Origin of the sequence: Paracoccus contaminans, assembly GCF_002105555.1 — a bacterium.
Lineage (GTDB): Bacteria > Pseudomonadota > Alphaproteobacteria > Rhodobacterales > Rhodobacteraceae > Paracoccus > Paracoccus contaminans.
In genome coordinates, this window is sequence record NZ_CP020612.1 from 1,357,046 (window position 1) to 1,378,456 (window position 21,411).

Here is a 21,411-nt window from a genome sequence, read left to right on the forward strand (position 1 = left end):
AACGAGGAGGCCCGGATGAGCCGACCGACCACGCGCCGCCGCGCTGTCCTGCTGGCTGCAGCGGGCAGCGTTGCCGCGGCCATCATGGGATGCAGCGCCATGGCCCAGAGCGATGCCGTCCGCGGCACCATCACCTTCGAGAACGGCGCCGCGATCCCCAAGGGACGGGTCCTGGTTTCGCTGGACGCCCCCGGCGCGCCCAAGACGGCGCTCGCCGAGGCCGCAAGCGGCGGGGATGCGCGGCAGATGACCTTCACCCTGCCCGCTGCCCCCGCGCCCGGCGCCGAGATCGTCGCCCGGCTCGAGCGCGCGGATGGCTGGCTGCTTGCCCGCGGCAGCGCCGGCTATGCGCCCGGAACGCCGCTCGAGATCACGCTCTATACCGTCATGTACTGACCCGCCCGGCCCTCCCTTACGGTGATCGCGGGCCCTGCAACGGGTCCAACGAAATCGTGAACGGCGCGGATTGCCGGTTTGCGGCGCAGATCGCATGAGGCTTCTTGGCCCACGGCCATTCCTGTGACACTAACCTCGCGTCACGCAACAGTCCCGAAGGGTCCCGGCAATGTTCTTCCGACCGACAAGCTCGGCCATCGCGCTGCTCGCCCTCGCGGGGCCGGCGCTTGCCGATGTCACGCCCGTTCAGGTGTGGCAGAACTGGATCGATTACTACAAGGCCAACGGCTATGTGGTGACCGAAGGGGCGCGCGAGCAGGCAGGCGAGACGCTGTCGCTCAGGAACGTGGTCTTTGCCTATGATGCGCCGCAGGACGGCGCCAAGATCAACCTGTCCGCGCCCGAGATCACGCTGACGGCCACCGGGGACGGCAAGGTCCGCACCGTCTTTTCCGACGAGATGCCGGTCCGGCTGGACTTCACGGACGAGGAGGGCAAGCCCGTCTCGGTCGCGGGGGCGCTGCACATGGCCGATTTCGAGATGATCTCCTCGGGCAGCGCCGGGGACATGACCCATGACAGCCGTGCCGGCGAGGCGGGCGTCACGCTGGCCACCATCACCGATGCCGAGGGTGAGAAGCCGCTGCCGGTATCGGTCAAGCTGGTCAACCTCACCTCGCGCCAGCATGTCGTTGACGGCGCGGCGACGGCCATCGACGCCACCGGCAGCGCCGACCGGCTGGAGCTTTCCGCCGACCTGGGCGATCACGAGGGCCATGCGACCGTCAAGGGCACTCTGGACAAGGTGGCCGGCGAGGTCAGCTATGCCCTGCCCAAGGGGATCAGCATCGGCCAGGATCTGAGCGGCGCGCTGAAGGCGGGCCTGTCCATGTCCGGCAAGCTTTCGACGGAAGGCGTCCTCATGGACATCGCCGCCACCGAAAAGAAAGAGGACGGCGGGGACAAGACCACCCAGGCAAAGGTTGACGCCAAGGGCATCGACCTGACCTTCAGCCTGGCGCAGGACGGGATGAAATATCAGACCAGTTCCGATGCCAGCTCGGTCGAGGTCAAATCGCCCGATCTGCCCTTCCCGATCAGCTATGCGGCCCAGAGCACGACCGGCGATTTCCAGGTGCCGGTTTCCAAATCGGACCAGCCGCAGCCCTTCAAGTTCGCCTATTCGGTCGCCGGCCTGACGATCGGCGATGCGCTGTGGAATTCCTTCGATCCCGGCAAGAAGCTGCCGCGCGATCCGGCCAGCATCGACCTCGACCTGACCGGCATGGCCAAGATCAACGCCGACCTGTTCGATCCCGCCCTTGCCGAGACGGCCACGCAGGCTGACGCAGCGGCACCCGCGCCCGGCAAGGATCCCGAACAGGCCGCCGACGAGGCGGAAGCCGCCGCGGGCGGCAGCGCCCCGGATGCCGCAGCCGACGGGACCGCAGCCGATGGGGCCACAGCAGACGGAGCCGCGGCGGAGGGAACCGACACGTCCGAGATGCCCGCCGCCACGCCCGATCCCTTCGCCCCGACCGAAATCACCCTCAACAAGCTGGCGGTTGATGCCGCCGGCGTAAGGCTGGATGCCTCGGGCAGCGTGTCGATCCCCGACGGCAGCACGGTGGAAACGCCGGTCGGCCAGATCTCGGCGCGGCTGGACGGCGCCAACGGGCTGATGGACAAGCTGGTGGAAATGGGCCTTGTGCAAAGCGACCAGCTGGCCGGCTTCCGCATGATGCTGGCGATGTTCGCCAAGCCTGCCGCCGAGGGCAGCGATGCGCTGGTCAGCCAGATCGAGTTCAAGCAGGGCGGCGAGATCTTTGCCAACGGGCAGAAGATCAAGTAACACTCGCCCCTGAACGACTGCGCGGGGGCCGGCCCAGTCCGGCCCCCGGCTTTTTCCAAGGCGAGATTTCCGCGATGGCTGACCGTGACGCCGCCGATCTGTCTCAGCTGACCGCGGCGCTGCTGGATGCCGCGCGCAAGGCCGGCGCGACCGAGGCGGATGCCGTCGCCGTTGCGGGCGAATCCCTGTCCGTGGATGTCCGGGGCGGCGCCCTGGAACATGCAGACCGCGCCGCCGCCGTGGAAATCGGTCTGCGTGTCCTGATCGGCGGCCGGCAGGCCTGCGTGTCGGCCAGCGACCGCAGCGCGCGCACCATCGCCGAGATGGCCGAACGCGCCGTGGCAATGGCGCGCGAGGCACCGGTCGATGACATGATCGGCCTTGCCGATCCGGCCGAACTGTCGCCCCAGCGCGATGCCTTGGGGCTTGATCTGGATGACGGGCTTGCCGCGCCGCAACCCGAGGCGCTGCTGGACCTCGCCTTGCGGGCCGAGGCGGCGGCGCTGGCGGTGGACGGGGTGCGCATGGCCGAATCCGCAGGCGCCTCGGCGATGCACCGGCGGCTGTGGATGGCGGGCACGAACGGCTTTTCGGGCGGTTACGGCCGCAGCAGCCACGGGATTTCGGCCGTCGCCATCACCGGCGAGGGCACGGGGATGGAACGGGACTGGGCCTCGGAATCCCGCGTCTGGCAGGATGACCTGCCCGCGCCCGAGGAGATCGGCCGGCGCGCGGGCGAGCGCGCCGTCGCCCGCCGCGGCGCGCGCAAGCCGCCGACCGGGGCCTTTCCGATCCTTTATGACGAACGCGTCGCCGCAACGCTGATCGCGCATCTGCTGTCGGCGGTGAATGGAACCGCGGTCGCACGGGGGGCAAGCTGGCTGCTGGGCGAGCTGGGCAATCCTGTCCTGCCCGCCGGCATGGACCTGATCGAAGACCCGCGCCTGCCGCGCCATCCCTCGTCGCGGCCCTTTGACGGCGAAGGGCTGCCGACCGCGCGGCGTGCCGTGGTTTCGGACGGGGTGCTTGCAGGCTGGACGCTGGACCTGGCGACGGGGCGCAAGCTGGGCATGCGCTCGACCGCCAGCGCGGTGCGTGGCACCTCGGCGCCGCCATCGCCCGGTGTGTCGAACATGATCCTGACCGCAGGTTCCGCCAGCCCGGCCGAGCTGATCCGCGACATGGGGCGCGGGCTGGTCGTCACCTCGATGCTGGGTGCGTCGATCAATCCGACCACGGGCGATTATTCCCGCGGCGCTGCCGGCTTCTGGGTCGAGAACGGGCAACTCGCCTATCCGGTGAACGAATGCACCATCGCCGGCAACCTGCGCGACATGCTGATGCGGATGACCCCTGCCAACGACCTGCCCGATTGGCGGACCCACCGGGTTCCCAGCCTGCTGGTCGAGGGAATGACCGTTGCCGGGCAGTGATCTGGACCTGATCCGCGCCACCGCCGAGGATGCCGGCCGCCTGGCCTTGGGATTCTGGCGGGGCGATTACCGCCACTGGGACAAGCAAGCGGGGCTTGGCCCCGTGTCCGAGGCCGATCTGGCCGTGAACGCCCGGATCGAGGCGCTGCTGCGCCCGGCCCGTCCCGATTACGGCTGGCTCAGCGAGGAAAGTCCCGATGATCCGGCGCGGCTGTCGGCGCGGCGCTGCTTTGTCATCGACCCGATCGACGGCACCCGCGCCTTCATCGACGGGGACGAAGGATTTGCCGTCTGCATCGCGGTGGTCGAGGATGGCCGCGCGCTGGCCGGCGTGGTCCATCTGCCGGCGCCGGGGCTGACCTATGCGGCCGGAGAGGGCGGGCCCGCGCTGCGCAATGGCGTGCCGATCCGCTGTTCGGACCCCACCGCCGCTGAAGGAGCGAGCGTGCTGGCGGCCAAGGCTGCGCTGGCCCCCGATCACTGGCGGGGCGGGCGGGTGCCGGGCCTCAGGCGGCATTTCCGGCCCGCGCTGGCCTGGCGGCTCTGCCTCGTGGCAGAGGGGCGGTTCGATGCGGCCCTGTCCGTCCGTCCCGTGTGGGACTGGGACATCGCCGCCGCCAGCCTGATCGCCGAACGGGCGGGCTGCCGCGTCACCGACCGCAGCGGCCGGGCCTTCGCGTTCAACAGCCCGTCGGCACGGGGCAACGGGCTGATCGCGGCAGGCCCGCGGCTGCACGGGGCGCTTGCCGCCGCCATCACAGAGGATGCAGCACGCCCATGAGCCGGCTTCCCCCGAGACACTGGACCGCCTGGCCGACGCGATCAGCTTTCATCCCGCCAATGAAAGCGGCCGCCTGTTCCGCGATGCGCTCGGCCGCTTTGCCACGGGTGTCACGGTGGTGACGACGCAAGGCCCTGCCGGCCCTGCCGGGATGACGGTCAACAGCTTTGCCAGCGTCTCGCTCGACCCGCCGCTGGTGCTGTGGTGCCCGGCCCGCACCTCATCGCGCCATGCGATCTTTGCCGGGGCGGCGGCATGGTCCGTCCATGTCCTGGGGGCCGAACAGCTGGACATCTGCCTGCGCTTCACCCGCAACGGCGCCGGGTTCGAGGGGCTGGAGCTGGGGCGCACCGCGCTCGGCACCCCCCTGATCCCCGGTGTCGCGGCGCGCTTTGACTGCACGACCGAGGCGGTGCATCCGGGGGGCGATCATACCGTGCTGATCGGGCGGGTGGCGCAGGTGACGGTCGGGGGGCCGGATGACCACCCGCTCGTCTTTGCCGCCGGCCGCTTTGGCGGCTTCGAGGCGGCGGGCTGACCCTCAGCTCGCCGGCGCGATCCTGATCTCGGGCAGCGGGTCGAGCGGGGGCAGGGGGTCGAGCGCGCCCGAGAACAGCGGGTCCAGCTTGGGCGTGGCGGTGCGGATCGTCCTGCCCGGCCCGCCGATCACCGCGATCTGCGCCGCCAGTTTCGAGATGGCCGCATTCTGCGCCGCCGCGATGGTCCCCGGCGTCATCACCGGGCCGGCCGACCGGCCCCCGGCAAGCGCGCCGATGCCGCTGCCGGCCGCGCGCTGCGTTACCGGCAGGGGCACCGTGATGTCGAAACTACGCGCCTGGTTGGCGCCGCCCGCGCTGGCGTTCGACACGTAATAGCGGCCCGACAGCCGATAGACGCCGTCGCGCTGCGCCAGCGCCTTTTCCACCCGCACCTCGATCTGCCGCCTGGCCGGTTCGGCCAGCGGCCATGGCGATGGAATCACGGTCGCCCCCGACAAGTCCGAAATCGCGCGCGCCAGCGTCTGGGTGAAGGCCCGTTCCGGCTTGTCGGCCCACAGGTTGCGCGGGTTCGACCGCACCGCGCCGTCGGCAGTCTGCCAGCTTATCTCGCCCGACGAGGCATATTCGGGCAGCGTGACCTCGCGCAGCTCGGCCGTGCCCAGGTTGTCAGCCACCCGCCCGGCCGGGGTGGGCGGGTCGATCAGGTAACGCCCGGTCTTTTCCGGGTTTGAGCAGCCCGCCAGCGCGACGGCTGCACAGATGAGGATCAAGGCAGGGCGCATGGTCTATCGTCCCAGGATGAAGGCGCGCGGATTGCGCTCGATGGTGGCGGCAAGGCTGGCGAGATTGTCGGCCGCGCGCCGCAACGAGCGGATGGCATTCAGGGTTTCGATGTTGAAGGTGCCCCGTTCGCCATAGGCCCCGATGACGCCGTCCGCGCGCGCCGCCAGCGCCTGGAAGCGGGCGGACAGCTGCGGCAGGCTGTTTGCGGCCTGGGCCACCTGGTCCATGGCCCGCCGCGCGCTGGCCAGCGCGGCGTTGAGATTGCCGGCGGCATTGCCGCTGCGCAGATCGTTCAGCAGGCCCGATGCGGCCTTGAGCGTGTCAGACAGGTTGCGCGGCAGCTGCGCCGCATCCTCGGTTCCCAGCATGGCGCGCACGTCATCGATGACGCCCTTGGCCGATCCGCTGATCCCGCCCCAGTCGAATTCATCCAGCGATGTCGCCGCCGCGTCGATGCTGTCCACCATCTTGGGCAGGTTCACGGCCGCCTCGCGGATCGTCTTTGCCGCGCCCGCGGCGTCATCGGCGAACTGGCCGATCTTGGGTCCGACCCCCGCGGTTTTGAGGTCCGCGGCGATGGTGCCGATGTCCCCGGCCGCGCCCGCCACCTTGTCCACGGCCGCGCCCAGCTTGCCCGGCAGGGCGCGGGTGTCCTGCGAGGAAGCGACTGCCGTGATGCTGTCCATCATGTCCGAGGCGGATTTCAGCAGTTCCTCGATCTTGAGATTGCCGATGCGGTTCATCAGGCCCTGCGCATTGGCCGCAATGTTCGCGCTGTCCGCAGGCGCGGCCGGAATGACAGGGAAGGGCTGGGCATCGGCGGCGATCTGGGCGGGGCTGCTGGACGGCAGGTCAACCAGCTCGACGATCAGCGAGGTGCCCAGAAAGCCCGATCCGCTGATCCGGGCCCGCAAGCCCTGGGCCACACGTTCCGACAGGAAGGCCAGCGCATCGGCGGGCGTCGCGTTGTCGGCAAGCCCGAGCCGCTGGGGCGAGACTGCGATGGTGATGTCCTGAAGAACCTGGCGCGGCTGGCCCTCGGCGCCGCCGGCCACGCGCACAGACAGGCCGGTGACGCGCCCGACGGTCAGCCCTTGGAACTGCACGTCCGCCCCTTCGGCCAGCCCGCGCACTGCATCGGGCAAAAGGACGCTCAGCCGCAGTTCCTGATCGGGCGAGGCGGTGAACAGGCTCTTGCGGGCGGATTGCTCATCGGGCTGCAGTTCAAAGACATGCCCCGGCTCGACCGGCTGCCCGCCCGAGCTGAGCGTGGCGAATTCGGCGCCCCCCTGAACCAGCGAGGAAACCGACTGGACGTTCAGCGCAACCCCTTGCGGGCCCAGCGAAACCGAAAAGCCCGACGTGTCCCAGAACGCCGTCGCGGTGGTCAGCCGCTGGTCATGGGGGGATTCGATGAACACATCGGCGATGACCCGTTCATCCCCCTCGGCCAGGCGCAGGTTCTGCATGCGCCCCACCGCCAGACCGCGATAGAAGATGGGCGCCCCTTCGGTCATGCCCTTGGCATTGTTCGATGTCAGGGCATACCAGGTGCCCTTTTCGTTGCTGCGCGTCAGCGGCGCCCGGTCCAGCCCGTCATGGACGGCCTTGTCGGTGCTGCCCGGCTTGTCGTCCCACCAGCCCTCGATGAAGGCGCCGGTCAGGACGGTGTCCAGGCGCGAGATCCCCTGCGCCGAAACCTGCGGCCGCACGATCCAGAATTCGGCGTCGTCATCGATGAATTCGGCAATGCCCTTGTCCACCCGCAGATCCACGACGACGCGCTGCAGATCCTTGGTGAAGCGCACCGCCTCGACCTTGCCGACGGTGATCTCGCGGAACTTGAGGGCGGTTTCCCCCGGCGTGATGCCGGTGGCATCGCCAAAGGCGACCGAGACGAGCGTGCCGCGCCCGGTATAGGCGTTCCAGGCCAGCGCCAGCGTGACCAGCAGAGCCAGGATCGGCACCGCCCAGATGACCGATACGCCCGCCCGCGCGGCGCGCCCGGCGGTGCGGCGGATCGGACTGGCGGGGCGCAGCGGCGGGGATGGGGCAGGCCGCTCGGGCGGGGGGGCGTCGGTCATGCAGCGGTCCTGTCCGAGCGGTTTCTCAGCGGCAGGCCCCGCCATATCAGCCGCGGATCGAAGCTTTGCGCCGAAAGCATCGTGAATGCAACCGAAAGGGCAAAGCTGGCCGCGGCCGGGCCGGGCTGGATCGTGGCGACAAAGCCAAGCTGCACCAGCGCCGACAGGATCGCCACGACGAACACGTCGATCATCGACCAGCGCCCGATGAATTCGACCGCCTCAAGCGCGCGCAGGCGCATATGCGCCGCCTCGACCGTCGCCGGGCGGCCGGCCACGCGGGCCAGCCAGGCGATCACGATGAACTTGCCGATCGGCACGATGATAGATGCGACGAAGATGACCGCCGCCACCCCGTAGTTGCGGTATTCCAGCAGCTGCACCACCCCGCCGAAGATGGTGGCGTCCGAACTGCCGTGCAGCCCGGCAAAGGTCTGCGTCTTCAGCATCGGCAGCAGGTTGGCCGGCACATAGAAGACCAGCCCCGCCAGCAGCCAGGCCCAGACGGCCTGCAGGCTGGCGCGGTCGGGCGTGTGCAGCGCGGCGCCGCAGCGGCCGCAGCGGGCCTCTCCCTCGGGCCAGACGCGGCCGCAGCCGCGGCATCCGACCAGATGGGCGCGGTGCGCGGTCAGCAGCGGCGCATCCTCGCGCGCGGCATGAACGCCTGGGGCGCCGGGGGCGGCAGGGCGCGGCGGCATCAATCGCCCGCGCCCAGGGGGGCCGCGACGGTGCGGGCGGGGTCTGCCGCTGCGCGCGCGGCCGCGGCCGCGGCGAGATCGGGCACGACCTCGCGCCCGTCGGTGAAGGCGCCGCGATCCTCGAGCGTGTCCCAGATGGTCGTCGAGCAGGTGAACACGTTGCTGGCCGCGCTGACCAGGATCAGCGCGCAGAACGCCCAGAAGGCCGGACCGAGGCTGATATGGGCCAGCCCCGCCACCTTGATCATCGCGACCGAGGTGCCGATCACGAAGATTTCCGCCATCGACCAGGGGCGCAGCAGCTCGGACAGGCGGAACGCCTCGCCCGCGCGCGAGGCGGGGCTGCCTCCGCCGCGCATCGGCAGCAGCACATAGATCAGCAGCGCCGACCGGATCGCCGGCAGCCCGACGATGAAGGCCAGCACCGCCACCGCCAGCGGCATCAGCCAGCCATGGGCAAAGGCCATCGCCACCCCGAACAGCGAGGTGGCATTGCCCAGCCCCATGCGCGAGATTTCGAGGAACGGAAAGAACACCGCCGCGACCATCAGCACCATCGACGTGAAGGACAGGGCCACGATCTGGGTGAACGCCCCCTCGCGCGGGCGGGCAAGGACGCTGTGGCAGCGCACGCAGCGCGCGACTTCGCCCGCATGCAGCTCCGCCTCGACATGCAGGGCATCGCAGCGCGGGCAGGCGATCAGCCCCGCGCCGGTCTCGATGTCGTAATGGCCCGCCTCGATCATGGGGGGAAGATAGCCGGCCCGGACGCCCGTGCAAGTAGGGGCGGCCCCCGCCGCGCCCCGCGCCGGCCCGTTCCGGCGCGTCAAGGATGGAGGGAGACTGCGGCTTGCAGGGCGGCGGGCGGCTGCTAACATCGCCGCGCCTTGGGTGAGGGGGGAGCCATGCCCTATGACATCGTGATCGCCGGCGCGGGCAGCGCCGGCTGTGTGCTGGCCGCGCGCCTGTCCGAAGACCCTCGCCTGCGCGTCCTGCTGGTCGAGGCGGGGGGGCGCGACACCTATCCCTGGATCCATGTGCCGATCGGGTATCTTTACTGCATCGGCAATCCGCGCACGGACTGGATGTTCAAGACCGCGCCCGAGGCGGGGCTGAACGGGCGCGCGCTGCTGTATCCGCGCGGCCTGGGCCTGGGCGGGTGCAGCTCGATCAACGGGATGCTGTATCTGCGCGGGCAGGCGGCCGATTATGACGGCTGGCGGCAGATGGGCTGCACCGGCTGGGGCTGGGACGATGTGCAGCCGCTGTTCATCAGGTCCGAGGATTACTTTGCCGGCCCGTCCGAGCATCACGGCGCAGGCGGTCCCTGGCGGATCGAGCGTCAGCGCCTGCGCTGGGATATCCTCGACGACTGGGCGCGGGCGGCCGAGGCCGAGGGCATCCCCTGCGTCGAGGATTTCAACACCGGCGACAATGAGGGGGTCGGCTATTTCAAGGTCAGCCAGAAGAACGGCTTTCGCATGTCGGCCGCGCGCGCCTTTCTGCGCCCGGCCATGCGCCGGCCGAACCTGACCGTGCTGACCCACCGCCATGTCCGCCGCGTGGTGTTCGAGGGGCGCCGCGCGGTCGGGCTTGAACTGTTCTCGGACGGCCGGGCCGAGATCGTGCGCGGCGGCCAGGTCATCCTGTGCGCCGGGGCGGTCGGCACGCCGCAGATCCTGCAATTGTCCGGGATCGGGCCGGGGGCGCTGCTGCAGGACATGGGCATCGGGGTGCTGCGCGATGCCCCGGTGGGCGAGAACCTGCAGGACCATTTGCAGCTGCGCTGCGCCTGGAAGGTGTCGGACGCGCGGACGCTGAACCAGCTTGCCCGCCGCTGGTGGGGCAAGGGCAGGATCGGCGCGGAATACCTGCTGCGCCGGACCGGCCCGATGAGCATGGCGCCCAGCCAGCTGGGGGCCTTTTCCCGCTCGTCGCCCGACATGGCCACGCCCGACCTGGAATGGCATGTCCAGCCGCTCAGCCTCGAGGCGTTCGGCCAGCCGCTGCATGATTTCCCCGCCATCACCGCCAGCGTGTGCCACCTGCGCCCCGAAAGCCGCGGCCATGTGCGCATCGGCTCGCCCGATCCGATGCGCGCGCCGGTGATCGCGCCGAACTACCTGTCCACGCCCGGCGACCGGATCGTGGCCGCCCGCGCGATCCGGCGCACCCGCGCGATCATGGAAAACCCCGCCATGGCCCGCTATCGCCCGCAGGAATTCAGGCCGGGGCCCGAATACCGCTCGGACGAGGCGCTTGCCCGGGCCGCCGGGATGGTCGGATCGACCATCTTTCACCCCGTGGGCACCGCCCGGATGGGCGCGGACGAGGGGGCTGTCGTCGATCCGCGGCTGCGGGTGCGGGGGGTCGATGGGCTGCGCGTGGTGGACGCCTCGGTGATGCCCACGATCACCTCGGGCAACACCAATGCGCCCACGATCATGATCGCCGAAAAGGCGGCCATCATGATCGCCGAGGAAATCCGCGGCATTTGATCTGTTAACCGCCGGGAAACCGCAAGGCTGCTAGGACCGGCGCCGGGCAGTCAGGGGGTCCACATGCCGGCGGACAGGGGCACGCGGCCCATCATCATCAGGCGCATCGAGGAGGGCGGCGAGGCCGGCCACCACGGCGGCGCGTGGAAGGTCGCCTATGCCGACTTCGTGACGGCGATGATGGCCTTTTTCCTGCTGATGTGGCTGCTGAACGCGACCACCGAGAAACAGCGCCAGGGCCTGGCGGATTATTTCGACCCAACCATCGTGCGGTCGGACTCAGGCGGCACCGATGGGGTCGAGGGCACCAGCGCCCCGCCCGACGACCACCCGGCCACCGACGCCCAGTTGCAGCAGATGGCCAGGCAGCTGCAGGACGCGCTGACCGGCAGCGGCGCTGAATCGATGCAGCGTGTCAATCTGCTGCGCCATGTCGTCACGAGGATGACCGATGAGGGGCTGGTGATCGAGCTGGGCGATGTGGTGAACGAGCCGCTTTTCGCCGGCGACACCGCCGAGCCGACCCCCGTGATGCGCGAGTTGACCGGCATCCTGGCCATGGTGCTGGACCGGGTCAGGAACCGCGTCGCGATCAGCGGCCATGTGCGCGGCTTTCCCCGGATGCTGATCGAAAACCCGGCCTGGCCGCTGTCGGATGGCCGGGCACAGGCCACGCGCGCCCTGCTGGAGGCAGCCCGGCTGGACGAGCGGCGCATCCAGCGCGTGACCGCCTTTGGCGACAGGATGGCCCGCAGCGGCAATCCGATGGACCCGTCCAACAACCGGATCGAAGTGATTTTACTCAGATAGCGGTGGCGCGCGGCCCGGCGTTAGCCGGAAATTAAGCCTTGGCGTGCACCGTGACCGCAACGACGACTCAAGCAGGATGATCCCATGACGATTTCCTCGTCCCTCAATGCCAGCGTCGCGGGTCTTGCCGCCAACGCCACGCGGCTGGCCGGCATTTCGGACAACATCGCCAATTCGGGGACGAACGGCTACAAGCGCGTTTCGACCGAATTCGACAGCATGGTCATCAACCAGGCGCGCGGGGCGGGGATCTATTCGGCCGGCGGGGTCAGGGCGACGGCCTCGCGGCTGATCGACGAAAAGGGGGCGCTGGTGTCGTCCTCGAACGCGCTCGACCTGGCGGTGTCGGGGCGCGGCTTCCTGCCGGTGATGCCCTCGGCGATGATGGGGTCGGGCCTTGGCAGCACGCCGATGATGATGACCTCCACGGGTTCATTCCGCCCCGATGCGGACGGCGTCCTGCGGACCCAGTCCGGCCTTGTGCTGATGGGCTGGCCCGCCAATTCGGACGGGCGGATTCCGGTGAATTCGCGGGATTCGGTCGGCGGCCTGCAGCCGGTCGTGCTCAACATGAACCAGACCTCGGCCAACCCGACGACGACGATGTCGCTGAACATCAACCTGCCCGCAGCAGATACCAAGCAGGGCGCGGCGGCCACGTCATGGCCCACCAAGGCCGAATATTTCGGCAATCTGGGAAGTTCGGAAAGCCTGGACATCACCTTTGTCCCCGTCCCTTCGACGCAGGCCGGGCAGATGTCCAACACCTGGCGGATGGAGATCCGCGACAGCGCCTCTCCGGCCGGCAGCAACCTGGTGGGCAGCTACCAGCTGGTCTTCGACGACAGCAAGGAACGCGGCGGGCGGCTGGCCTCGGTCACCCGGCTCAGCGGCGGGGCCTATGACGCAAACGACGGAACGCTGTCGCTGACCGTGGCGGGCGGGCCGATGACCGTCCGCATCGGCAGGCCGAACGACCAGAACGGGCTGACCCAGCTGGACAGCGCCTTCAAGCCGACGGTGACCAAGGACGGCTCGCCCGCCGGGTCGGTGACGGCCGTCGAGGTGGACGAGAACGGCATGATGAAGGCGACCTATGACACGGGCTTTGTCCGCACCCTCTACCAGATTCCTCTGGTCGATGTGCCGAACCCGAACGGACTGCTGTCGCTGAACAACCAGGCCTATCAGATCTCGCCCAGTTCGGGGTCGTTCTTCCTGTGGGATGCGGGCGATGGCCCCACAAGCTCGATCATGGGCTATGCGCTCGAAGGATCGACGACCGACGTTGCCGCCGAACTGACGGACCTGATCCAGACGCAGCGCGCCTATTCGTCCAACGCCAAGGTCATCCAGACCGTGGACGAGATGCTTCAGGAAACCACCAATATCAAACGCTGAGCGAGAAAGGCCGCGGCACGCCGCGGGTTGACCGATGAGCCTGTCGAACGCCCTTTCCAATGCGATGTCCGGCATCGCCGCGGTCACCCGGGGGACCGAGGTCGTGTCCTCGAACCTGGCCAATGCGCTGACCCCCGGCTTTGCCCGGCGCGAGCTTCAGCTTTCCGCGCGCCCCTATGCTGCCGGCGGCGTTCACGTCGATGGGGTGACCAGAACGGTCAGAACCTCTGTCGTGGCCCAGGGGCGGGTCGCCTCTGCTGATACCGCGCGCACCCAAATCATTGCGACCTTCCACAAGACCATGGCCGATTCGATCGGTGTTCCTGGCGAAACAGGGGCCCTGACGACGCTTTTGGCAGATTTCGATGCCGCCCTGACAGCGGCCGCCGCGCAGCCGCAAAGCGAGATCAATCTTTCCCGCGTGCTCGCCACCGCCCAGACCCTTGCGCGCAGCTATGGCACCCTCGGCGCCCAGGTGCAGGATGCGCGGACCGAAGCGGACCGTGCGATCGCCTCGGACGTTCAGGCCCTGAATGACGGGCTGGCCCAGGTGGCCGAGCTCAATCGGCAGATCAGCGTGCAGCAATCGGCCGGGGATGATGCAACGGCTTTGCAGGACAGCCGCCGGCAGCTGATCGACAGCCTGTCCGAGATCGTTCCCATCCAGGAGCTGCCCCGTGACGGCGGCCGGGTGGCCCTGTTCACGGCCGGGGGCGCGATCCTGCTGGACGGGGTCACCCCCGCCGCGATCGGGTTCAACGCGGCCGGTCCCCTTGCTGCCGGCATGACGGTCGAGGGTTCTTCGGTCGGACGGCTGTCCTTCAACGGCCAGGAATTGTCGGCGGGCCAGATGGTCATGTTCTCGGGCGGCCGCTTGGCCGCCAATTTCCAGATCCGCGACGTTGATGCGCCGGCGGCGCAATCGCGGCTGGATGCGGCAGCCCGCGATCTGGTCGAGCGTTTTTCCGATCCGGACGTGGATGCGACGCGGGGGAACGGGCCGGGGCTTTTCACCGATGCCGGCGCCTCGCTCGATCCCGCGAAGGAGGCGGGCCTTTCCCAGCGCCTTGCGGTCAACGCGGTCGTCGATATCGCACAGGGCGGCAGCCTGTGGCGCCTGCGCGACGGCCTTGGCGCCAGCGCGCCCGGACCTGTGGGGCAGACGGCCCTGCTGGACCGGCTGCGCGGTGCCCTGGCCGAACAGCGGATTTCCGGCTCCTCAGGGATGTCGGCGACGCCGCGCAGCGCGGCGACGATGGCGGCCGATGTGACCTCGTGGGCCGCAACGGCCCGGCTGGGTGCCGAATCCGCCCTGGCCGGGGCCACTGCAAGATCCGATAGCTATGATGCCATGATCCGCCAGGACGGGGTCGACAGCGATCAGGAAATGGAAACGCTTCTTGGTCTTGAGCGCGCCTATACGGCCAATGCCAAGGTTCTGTCGGCAGTGGACGACATGATCCAGACAATACTGAGGCTGTCATGAAAGGCTCCAATTCGATCGGCGATCTGTCGCGCTTTGCGCAGCTTCGACAATCCAACGCCTTGCTGAAGGCCCGGCTTGCCCTGTTGTCGAAAGAGGCGGCGAGCGGGCTGAAGTCGGATGTGCCCGCGGCGCTGGGCGGCAACATGGGACGCCTGGCGCATGTGCAAAGCCGGCTGGCCCTGCTCGAAAGCTATGATCGGAACGCATCCCTCCTTCAGTCCGAGCAGGACGGCCTGCAGGCCGCCCTGACCGGAGTGGGCGACATCGTCTCGGCGCGCGGGGCCCAGATGCTGGCCGCGCCGACGCTGTCGGGCATCGCCGTGGACGCGCTTTGCGGCCAGGCAATGCAGGATTTCGGTACGGTAGTCAGGATGCTGAATACCCAAATCGGCGGCCGTTTTGTGCTGTCGGGCACGGCCGTCACGACAGCGCCCCTGTCCCAGCCAGATGACATACTCGATCTGGCCCGTGCCCAGGTCAGCGGGCTGAGCGATCCGGCCGGGATTTCTGCCGCGATCGACGCATGGTTCGCCTCGGACGCGCCGACGGGATTTGCCGCCCAAGCCTTTCACGGCACTTCCCTGCCGACCTCGGCGGGGGTTTCGCCCGACACGACCATCACGCAGGACGTGAACGCGCTGGATCCCGCCTTTCGGACCACGCTGAAGGGGCTGGTTCTTGGGGCCCTTGCCGGTGATCCCGGGCTTGGCCTGTCCTCGGCCAGCAAGGCCGCGCTGCTGGGCCAGGCAGGACAGCGCCTTGTGCAGGGCAGTACGCTCATAACCCAGCTGCAGGCGGAATTGGGCATGAAGCAGGAAATCGTCCAGCAGGCTGTCAGCCGGAACACGGCTGAGACAAGCGCTCTCTCGATCGCCCGTTCGGACATGCTTTCGGCCGATCCGTATGAGACCGCATCGGCCCTGGCCCAGACCCAGACGAGCCTGCAAAACCTGTATGCGCTGACCGCCCGCCTGTCCCAGCTGTCTCTGACCGATTACATCAAATGAGGCTGTTCCGCATCGTTGCGATCCTTGTTCTGCTGCCGGCGCTTGCCTTGGCGGCGCCTGTGCGGATCAAGGACCTGGCCACGATAGACGGGGTCCGCGGCAACGACCTTGTGGGCTATGGGCTGGTCGTCGGCCTCAACGGCACGGGCGACAGCGTGCGCAACGCGCCCTACACCGAAGAAATGCTGGGTGGGCTTCTGGAACGGCTGGGCGTGAACGTCACGTCAGACAGCTTTCGCCCCAAGAACGTGGCAGCGGTCATGGTCACGGGCACGCTGCCCCCGTTTGCCCGCGCGGGAAGCCAGATGGATGTCACGGTCGCCGCGATCGGCGATGCGAAAAGCCTTCTGGGCGGCACGCTCATCATGACCCCGCTCAATGCTGCCGATGGCGAGGTCTATGCAGTCGCACAGGGCTCTGTCATCGCGGGGGGCGCCTCTGCCCAGGGTGAAGCCGCCTCGGTCGTGCAGGGGGTGCCGACATCGGGAACGATCCCGTCAGGTGCGCGGGTCGAACGCGAGGTGGATTTCGACTTCTCGCAGATGACCAGTTTCCGCATCGCCTTGCGTACAGCGGATTTCACGACTGGCGCCCGGATGGAGCGGGCGATCAACGCCGATCTGGGCAACGGGATCGCGACCCTGCTGGATGCCGCCACGATCCTGATCGATTCAAAACGCCTGGGCGAGGTCAATCCGGCCCGCCTGGTGGGGCGGATCGAGAATATCGAGGTCGAGCCGGAAAGCCATGCGCGGGTAGTGGTCGATCATCGTTCGGGCACCATCGTGATGGGCGAGGACGTAAGGATTTCGCGTGTCGCCGTCTCGCAGGGCAATCTGACATTGCGGGTCCGCGAAACCCCGATGGTGTCGCAGCCCAATCCCTTCGCTCCGGGGCAGACGGTGGTAGTGCCGCGCACGGATGCGCAGATCACCCAGGAACCGGGGATCGGCTTTGCCGAGGTCAGCGGCGAATCCTCGTTGTCGGATGTCGTGGCGGGGCTGAATGCGCTGGGGGTCCGGCCGCGCGAGCTGATCGACATCCTCAAGGCCGTTCACGCCGCAGGCGCGCTGCATGCAGAATTCATCGTGAACTGAGACATCCGCCACGGCGCGTTCAAGGCAGAGCCGCCGATGGCGCGGACCTGCCCTTGTGCCGGATGGCCTGGCATCTTGCCGCCCTTCGGACCGGCGTCATTGCCAGGGCGCGTTGTCTTGGCCGCCTTTTCGGCCTGCCGTTGTTGTTGTTGTTGTCTCAGTCTCAGTCTCAGTCTCGGGTCTCCGGCCCGGGTTCTCTCCTTGCCGGCATGGCCTGGTGCTTTCGTCCGGGATACGGCCCCTTGCGCTTGCCTTTGGGGATCGCGTCTTCCCTAGGCCGCGCTGTCGGGTCGCCGGCCGGCCGGCACATTGCTTTCTGGCCGCCGCGGCGGGCCACAGGTCCGGCCCCTGCAGCGAGCTGACCGGCCGGGCAGGTGCATCCCGGCGTGTTGACGCCGTCCCATCCCTGATCCGGCCGGCGCCGTGTGACAATGCGGTCAGGGCAGTGGCGCGCGAGGTGTCGATGGGGTTGCATCCCCGCTCGGCCCGGCGCCTCGGCATCGGGGGGCTTCAGGGAAACTGCAAGGATTGCGTCATTTCCGTGCTGGCCTGCGTCACCGCCTGACGCAGCAGCAGGCGGGCCGGCGTGTCGGGCTGCGCGGCACGCACCATCAGCCCGACCGGCCCCGCCGTCAGCGCCGTGTCCACCGGCAGGCTGACGAGACGGCCATCCTCGATTTCGCGCGCGACGACTCCGGCCGAGATGAACCACACCGCATCACTCTGGGCGACAAACACGCGGCCGAAGGCGCCCGAGACCGTCTCGATCCGATCGGCCGGCGGCGGGATTCCCAAGGCGATCAGCAGGTTTTCGACCAGCGGGCGGATCGCCGACTGGGGGGTTGGATACACAACCGGAAAGGCCGCGATCCGGCGCAGGTCGGGATCAGCCAGGATCGGATGGCCCGGCCGGACCACGACGGCGACCCGCTCCAGATAAAGCTGGGTGAAGCTGATCCCCTGCATCAGCTCGGGCGCGCCGAGCCGGCCGATCACCGCGTCCAGATCGCCCGAACGCAGCAGCGCCGTCAGGTGCCCATGCGCCCCGTCGGCAATGTGCAGGCGCAGCTGCGGGGCGGTCTGGCGCAGGATCGCGGCCACCTTGGGCATCAGGCGCACCGCCACCGAGGGCAGGGCGCCGACATGGATGGCGACCGGCTCGGACCAGCCTGCGCCCTCGGCCGCCAGCCCCTGCGCCAGCGCCGACAGCCCGCCCAGCGCGTGCCCGTGCAGGTATTCCCCCCGCGCCGTCAAGGTGATGCCGCGCCGCCCCCGGACCATGAGGCGCGCGCCGACGATCTCCTCCAGCTCTGCCAGGGTGCGCGAGATGGCGGGCTGGGTCAGGAACAGCGTCTCGGCCGCCCGCCTCAGGCTGCCCTGGCGGACGATCTCGACGAAGACCTGCAGGTGACGCAGCCGGATGCGCCGGTCCATGATTACCCGTTCTGGTAAGTTTCGCCCCGTCTTTCTCAATTTACCTGCGGGTTTCACGGGATCAAGATAACGCCGAGAAGGGGGAATCCATGCGCACACAGGTTGTCATCATCGGCGGCGGTCCCTCCGGCCTGCTGCTGGGGCAGTTGCTGCACCGCGCGGGCATCGACGCCGTGGTGCTGGAACGCAAGACGCGCGATTACGTCCTGGGCCGCATCCGCGCCGGCATCATCGAGCAGGGGCTGGTGCGGCTGATGGAGGAGGCGGGCGTTGCAGGCCGCCTGCATGCCGAGGGGTTCGTCCATGACGGCACCCGGATCGCCTTCGGGGGCGAGATGTTCCACATCGACCTGGCCCGGCTGGCCGGGGCGCCTGTGACCGTCTATGGCCAGACCGAGATCACGCGCGATCTTTATGATGCGCGCGATGCGGCGGGCGGGCAGACGATCTTTGAGGCGCAGGATGTCGCCCTGCACGGGCTGGAGGGCGATCATCCCTTCGTCACCCTGACCGCGGGCGGGCAATCGCTGCGGATCGCGTGTGATTTCGTGGCCGGCTGCGACGGGTTTCACGGCATCAGCCGCCAGGCGATTCCGCTGTCCGCCAGGCAAGAATACGAAAAGACCTATCCCTTCGGCTGGCTGGGGATCCTGTCGCGCACGCCGCCGGTGGCGGACGAGCTGATCTATGCCAATTCGGATCGCGGCTTTGCGCTGTGTTCGATGCGCAACGAAAACCTGTCGCGCTATTACATCCAGTGCGCCCTGTCGGACAGCCCCTCGGACTGGACAGACGACGCCTTCTGGCAGGAACTGCGCCGCCGCCTGCCGCCCGAGGTGGCCGATGGGCTGGTGACCGGCCCCTCGATCGACAAGTCGATTGCGCCGCTGCGTTCCTTTGTCACCGAGCCGATGCGCTGGGGCCGGCTGTTCCTGTGCGGGGACGCGGCCCATATCGTGCCGCCGACCGGCGCCAAGGGGCTGAACACCGCGGCCAGCGACGTGCATTACCTGCATCAGGGCCTGCGCCAGTTCTATGAGGAGGCCGATCCCGAGGGCATCGACCGCTATTCCGAACGCGCTTTGCTGCGCGTGTGGAAGGCTGAACGGTTCAGCTGGTGGTTTTCCAGCCTGCTGCATGTCTATCCGCATATGAGCGGGTTCGACCGCAGGATGCAGCAGGCCGAGATCGCCTTTCTGCGCGACAATGAATCGCAACAGCGCGCCTTTGCGGAAAACTATGTGGGGCTGCCTTATTGATGCTGACGGCAACCGTGAACAACGTGAACCTGCATTATGCCCTGTCCGGGCCGAAGGACGGGCCGGCGGTGGTATTCGCCAATTCCCTGGGGACGGATCTGAGGCTGTGGGACGAGCTGCTGGCGCTGCTGCCTGCCGGGCTGCGGGTGCTGCGCTATGACAAGCGCGGGCACGGGCTGTCCGAGGAGACCCCTGGCCCCTGTTCGATCGAGCTGCTGGCCGATGACGCCGCGGCGCTGATCGAACATCTTGGCCTTGGCCCGGCGGTGTTCGTGGGGCTGTCGATCGGCGGGCTGATCGGGCAGGCGCTGGCGCTGCGGCGGCCCGAGCTGCTGGCGGGGCTGGTGATCTCGAACTCGGCGGCAAAGCTTGGCGATGCGGCATCCTGGCAGGACCGGATCGACCGGGTGCAGCAAGGCGGGCTGCCCGCCATCGCCGAGGCCACGATGGAACGCTGGTTCTCGCCCGACTTCCGCGCCGGCGGGTCCGACCGCCTTTGGGCGCGCATGCTGGCGCGCCAGCCGGCGGGCGGCTATGGCGCGCTGTGCCGGGCGCTGGCGGCGGCCGACCTGCGAGGCGCGGTGCCCGCGCTGCGCCTGCCGGTGCAGGTGATCGCCGGCGCCCATGACGGCGCGGCCCCCCCGGAAATCGTGCGCGCCACGGCGGGCCTGATCCCCGGCGCGCGCTTTGCCCTGATCGAGGATGCCGCGCATATCCCCTGCGTGGAAACGCCCGCAGAATACGCCGCCATCATCACCCGCTTTCTTGAGGAGATCGGCCATGTCCGCTGAGCCGCCTGACCGCTATGACCGCGGCATGTCCGTCCGCCGCCAGGTGCTGGGCGATGCCCATGTGGACCGGGCCGAGGCGGCCAAGACCGATCTGGACATCCCGTTCCAGGATCTCATCACCCATGCGGCCTGGGGCACGGTCTGGGCCTCGGACGGGATCACGCGGCGCGAACGCTCGATGCTGACGCTGGCGCTGCTGGCCGCGATGGGCAATTTCGAGGAGATTCCCATGCATATCCGCGCCACCGCCCGCACCGGCGCCAGCAAGCGCGACGTGCTCGAGGCGTTCCAGCACGTCGCCATCTACTGCGGCGTGCCCAAGGCGAACCACGCCCTGAAACTGGCGCGCCAGACCTATGCCGAGATGGAGGAGGAGCAATGACCGAGGCCGAATACCATCAGCGCGACCGGCGCCGCCACCCGCCCGCGCTGACCCCCGACTACAAGACCAGCGTGGCGCGCAGCCCGCGCTACAGCCTGATTTCGCTGCAGGGGTCGGTGTCGGAAACCACGGGGCCGGTGTTCGGCCATGGCGACATCAGCCCGATCGACAACGACCTGATCAAGAACTACGCCAAGACCGGCGATCCGGTGGGCGAGCGGATCATCGTCCACGGCCGCGTGCTGGACGAGAACGCGCGCCCGGTGCCCGGCACCCTTGTCGAGATCTGGCAGGCCAATGCCGGCGGGCGCTATCGCCACCGGAAGGACACCTATCTTGCCCCGATCGACCCGAACTTCGGCGGCTGCGGGCGCACGATCACGGACGAGAACGGGTATTACTTCTTCCGCACGGTCAAGCCGGGGGCCTATCCCTGGCGAAACTGGGTCAACAACTGGCGCCCCGCGCATATCCACGTGTCGGTGTTCGGCCGCGCCTTTTGCCAGCGGCTGATCACGCAGCTGTATTTCGAGGGCGATCCCCTGATCCCGATCTGCCCCATCGTGCAGACGCTGCCCGATGCCGATGCCGTCGAACGGCTGACGGCCAAACTTGACATGAACGCGAGCGTGCCGCTGGATTCCATTGCCTATCGCTTTGACATCGTGCTGCGCGGGCGGCGGTCCACCATGTTCGAGAACCGGCTGGAGGGTAACTGA

20 protein-coding genes are annotated in these 21,411 nt (G+C 68.7%); 15 read left to right on the forward strand and 5 right to left on the reverse strand.

What is annotated here, in order from left to right:
- Positions 1 to 15: 15 nt before the first annotated feature.
- From B0A89_RS06335 to ferA, 5 genes are all read left to right on the forward strand, one after another.
- Positions 16 to 396 (forward strand): hypothetical protein, encoded by a 381-nt coding sequence (locus B0A89_RS06335; protein ID WP_085377417.1) that lies wholly within the window; start codon positions 16 to 18, stop codon positions 394 to 396.
- Between the two features lie 169 nt (positions 397 to 565).
- Entirely contained in the window at positions 566 to 2,248 is a 1,683-nt protein-coding gene (locus B0A89_RS06340) for a DUF2125 domain-containing protein (RefSeq protein ID WP_085377418.1), read from the forward strand.
- A 74-nt stretch (positions 2,249 to 2,322) separates the two neighbouring features.
- On the forward strand, positions 2,323 to 3,681 hold the full coding sequence (locus B0A89_RS06345) for a TldD/PmbA family protein (RefSeq protein WP_085377419.1): 1,359 nt from the start codon (positions 2,323 to 2,325) through the stop codon (positions 3,679 to 3,681).
- Positions 3,668 to 4,462, forward strand: a complete 795-nt coding sequence (locus B0A89_RS06350; RefSeq protein WP_085377420.1) for a 3'(2'),5'-bisphosphate nucleotidase CysQ — start codon at positions 3,668 to 3,670, stop codon at positions 4,460 to 4,462. Before B0A89_RS06345 ends, B0A89_RS06350 begins: the two co-directional genes overlap by 14 nt.
- Complete coding sequence (ferA, locus tag B0A89_RS06355; protein WP_169712141.1) at positions 4,446 to 5,000, forward strand: flavin reductase FerA; 555 nt, start codon at positions 4,446 to 4,448, stop codon at positions 4,998 to 5,000. Before B0A89_RS06350 ends, ferA begins: the two co-directional genes overlap by 17 nt.
- 3 nt (positions 5,001 to 5,003) lie before the next feature.
- Here the strand turns inward: ferA and B0A89_RS06360 are convergent, their stop codons facing one another.
- From B0A89_RS06360 to B0A89_RS06375, 4 genes are read right to left on the reverse strand one after another with little or no spacing between them, the layout of a single operon-like run.
- Entirely contained in the window at positions 5,004 to 5,744 is a 741-nt protein-coding gene (locus tag B0A89_RS06360) for a PqiC family protein (RefSeq protein WP_085377421.1), read from the reverse strand.
- Positions 5,745 to 5,747: 3 nt separating this feature from the next.
- Complete coding sequence (locus tag B0A89_RS06365) at positions 5,748 to 7,829, reverse strand: PqiB family protein (RefSeq protein ID WP_085377422.1); 2,082 nt, start codon at positions 7,827 to 7,829, stop codon at positions 5,748 to 5,750.
- A complete protein-coding gene (locus B0A89_RS06370; RefSeq protein ID WP_085377423.1) occupies positions 7,826 to 8,527 on the reverse strand; it encodes a paraquat-inducible protein A in 702 nt (233 codons plus the stop codon). The genes B0A89_RS06365 and B0A89_RS06370 overlap by 4 nt, the downstream gene beginning before the upstream one ends.
- A complete protein-coding gene (locus tag B0A89_RS06375) occupies positions 8,527 to 9,273 on the reverse strand; it encodes a paraquat-inducible protein A (protein WP_085377424.1) in 747 nt (248 codons plus the stop codon). The genes B0A89_RS06370 and B0A89_RS06375 overlap by 1 nt, the downstream gene beginning before the upstream one ends.
- A gap of 159 nt (positions 9,274 to 9,432) precedes the next feature.
- On the opposite strand from B0A89_RS06375, the gene B0A89_RS06380 reads away from it, so the two are divergent.
- The 6 genes from B0A89_RS06380 to B0A89_RS06405 all read left to right on the forward strand — a co-directional run bounded on the left by B0A89_RS06380 (position 9,433) and on the right by B0A89_RS06405 (position 16,826).
- Complete coding sequence (locus tag B0A89_RS06380) at positions 9,433 to 11,025, forward strand: GMC family oxidoreductase (RefSeq protein WP_085377425.1); 1,593 nt, start codon at positions 9,433 to 9,435, stop codon at positions 11,023 to 11,025.
- Between the two features lie 63 nt (positions 11,026 to 11,088).
- On the forward strand, positions 11,089 to 11,835 hold the full coding sequence (locus B0A89_RS06385; protein ID WP_085377426.1) for a flagellar motor protein MotB: 747 nt from the start codon (positions 11,089 to 11,091) through the stop codon (positions 11,833 to 11,835).
- Between the two features lie 84 nt (positions 11,836 to 11,919).
- A complete protein-coding gene (locus B0A89_RS06390; RefSeq protein ID WP_085377427.1) occupies positions 11,920 to 13,236 on the forward strand; it encodes a flagellar hook protein FlgE in 1,317 nt (438 codons plus the stop codon).
- Between the two features lie 34 nt (positions 13,237 to 13,270).
- A complete protein-coding gene (gene flgK / locus B0A89_RS06395) occupies positions 13,271 to 14,722 on the forward strand; it encodes a flagellar hook-associated protein FlgK (protein ID WP_085377428.1) in 1,452 nt (483 codons plus the stop codon).
- A complete protein-coding gene (locus B0A89_RS06400) occupies positions 14,719 to 15,729 on the forward strand; it encodes a flagellin (RefSeq protein WP_085377429.1) in 1,011 nt (336 codons plus the stop codon). Before flgK ends, B0A89_RS06400 begins: the two co-directional genes overlap by 4 nt.
- Positions 15,726 to 16,826, forward strand: a complete 1,101-nt coding sequence (locus B0A89_RS06405; RefSeq protein WP_085377430.1) for a flagellar basal body P-ring protein FlgI — start codon at positions 15,726 to 15,728, stop codon at positions 16,824 to 16,826. Before B0A89_RS06400 ends, B0A89_RS06405 begins: the two co-directional genes overlap by 4 nt.
- A gap of 510 nt (positions 16,827 to 17,336) precedes the next feature.
- Here B0A89_RS06405 and pcaQ read toward each other — a convergent pair.
- The gene (gene pcaQ, locus B0A89_RS06410) at positions 17,337 to 18,260 is read right to left on the reverse strand and encodes a pca operon transcription factor PcaQ (protein WP_085377431.1); all 924 of its coding nucleotides are present in this window, start codon (positions 18,258 to 18,260) and stop codon (positions 17,337 to 17,339) included.
- An 89-nt stretch (positions 18,261 to 18,349) separates the two neighbouring features.
- Here pcaQ and pobA point away from each other — a divergent pair, with 89 nt between their 5' ends.
- Genes pobA through pcaH form a run of 4 tightly spaced genes read left to right on the forward strand, consistent with a single transcriptional unit; the run spans position 18,350 to position 21,411 of the window.
- The gene (gene pobA, locus B0A89_RS06415; RefSeq protein ID WP_085377432.1) at positions 18,350 to 19,519 is read left to right on the forward strand and encodes a 4-hydroxybenzoate 3-monooxygenase; all 1,170 of its coding nucleotides are present in this window, start codon (positions 18,350 to 18,352) and stop codon (positions 19,517 to 19,519) included.
- On the forward strand, positions 19,519 to 20,310 hold the full coding sequence (gene pcaD, locus B0A89_RS06420; RefSeq protein WP_085377433.1) for a 3-oxoadipate enol-lactonase: 792 nt from the start codon (positions 19,519 to 19,521) through the stop codon (positions 20,308 to 20,310). The genes pobA and pcaD overlap by 1 nt, the downstream gene beginning before the upstream one ends.
- Positions 20,300 to 20,692 carry a 4-carboxymuconolactone decarboxylase gene (pcaC, locus tag B0A89_RS06425; RefSeq protein WP_085377434.1) on the forward strand — a complete coding sequence of 131 codons (393 nt, stop codon included), beginning with the start codon at positions 20,300 to 20,302 and terminating at the stop codon, positions 20,690 to 20,692. Before pcaD ends, pcaC begins: the two co-directional genes overlap by 11 nt.
- Positions 20,689 to 21,411 carry a protocatechuate 3,4-dioxygenase subunit beta gene (pcaH, locus tag B0A89_RS06430; RefSeq protein ID WP_085377435.1) on the forward strand — a complete coding sequence of 241 codons (723 nt, stop codon included), beginning with the start codon at positions 20,689 to 20,691 and terminating at the stop codon, positions 21,409 to 21,411. The genes pcaC and pcaH overlap by 4 nt, the downstream gene beginning before the upstream one ends.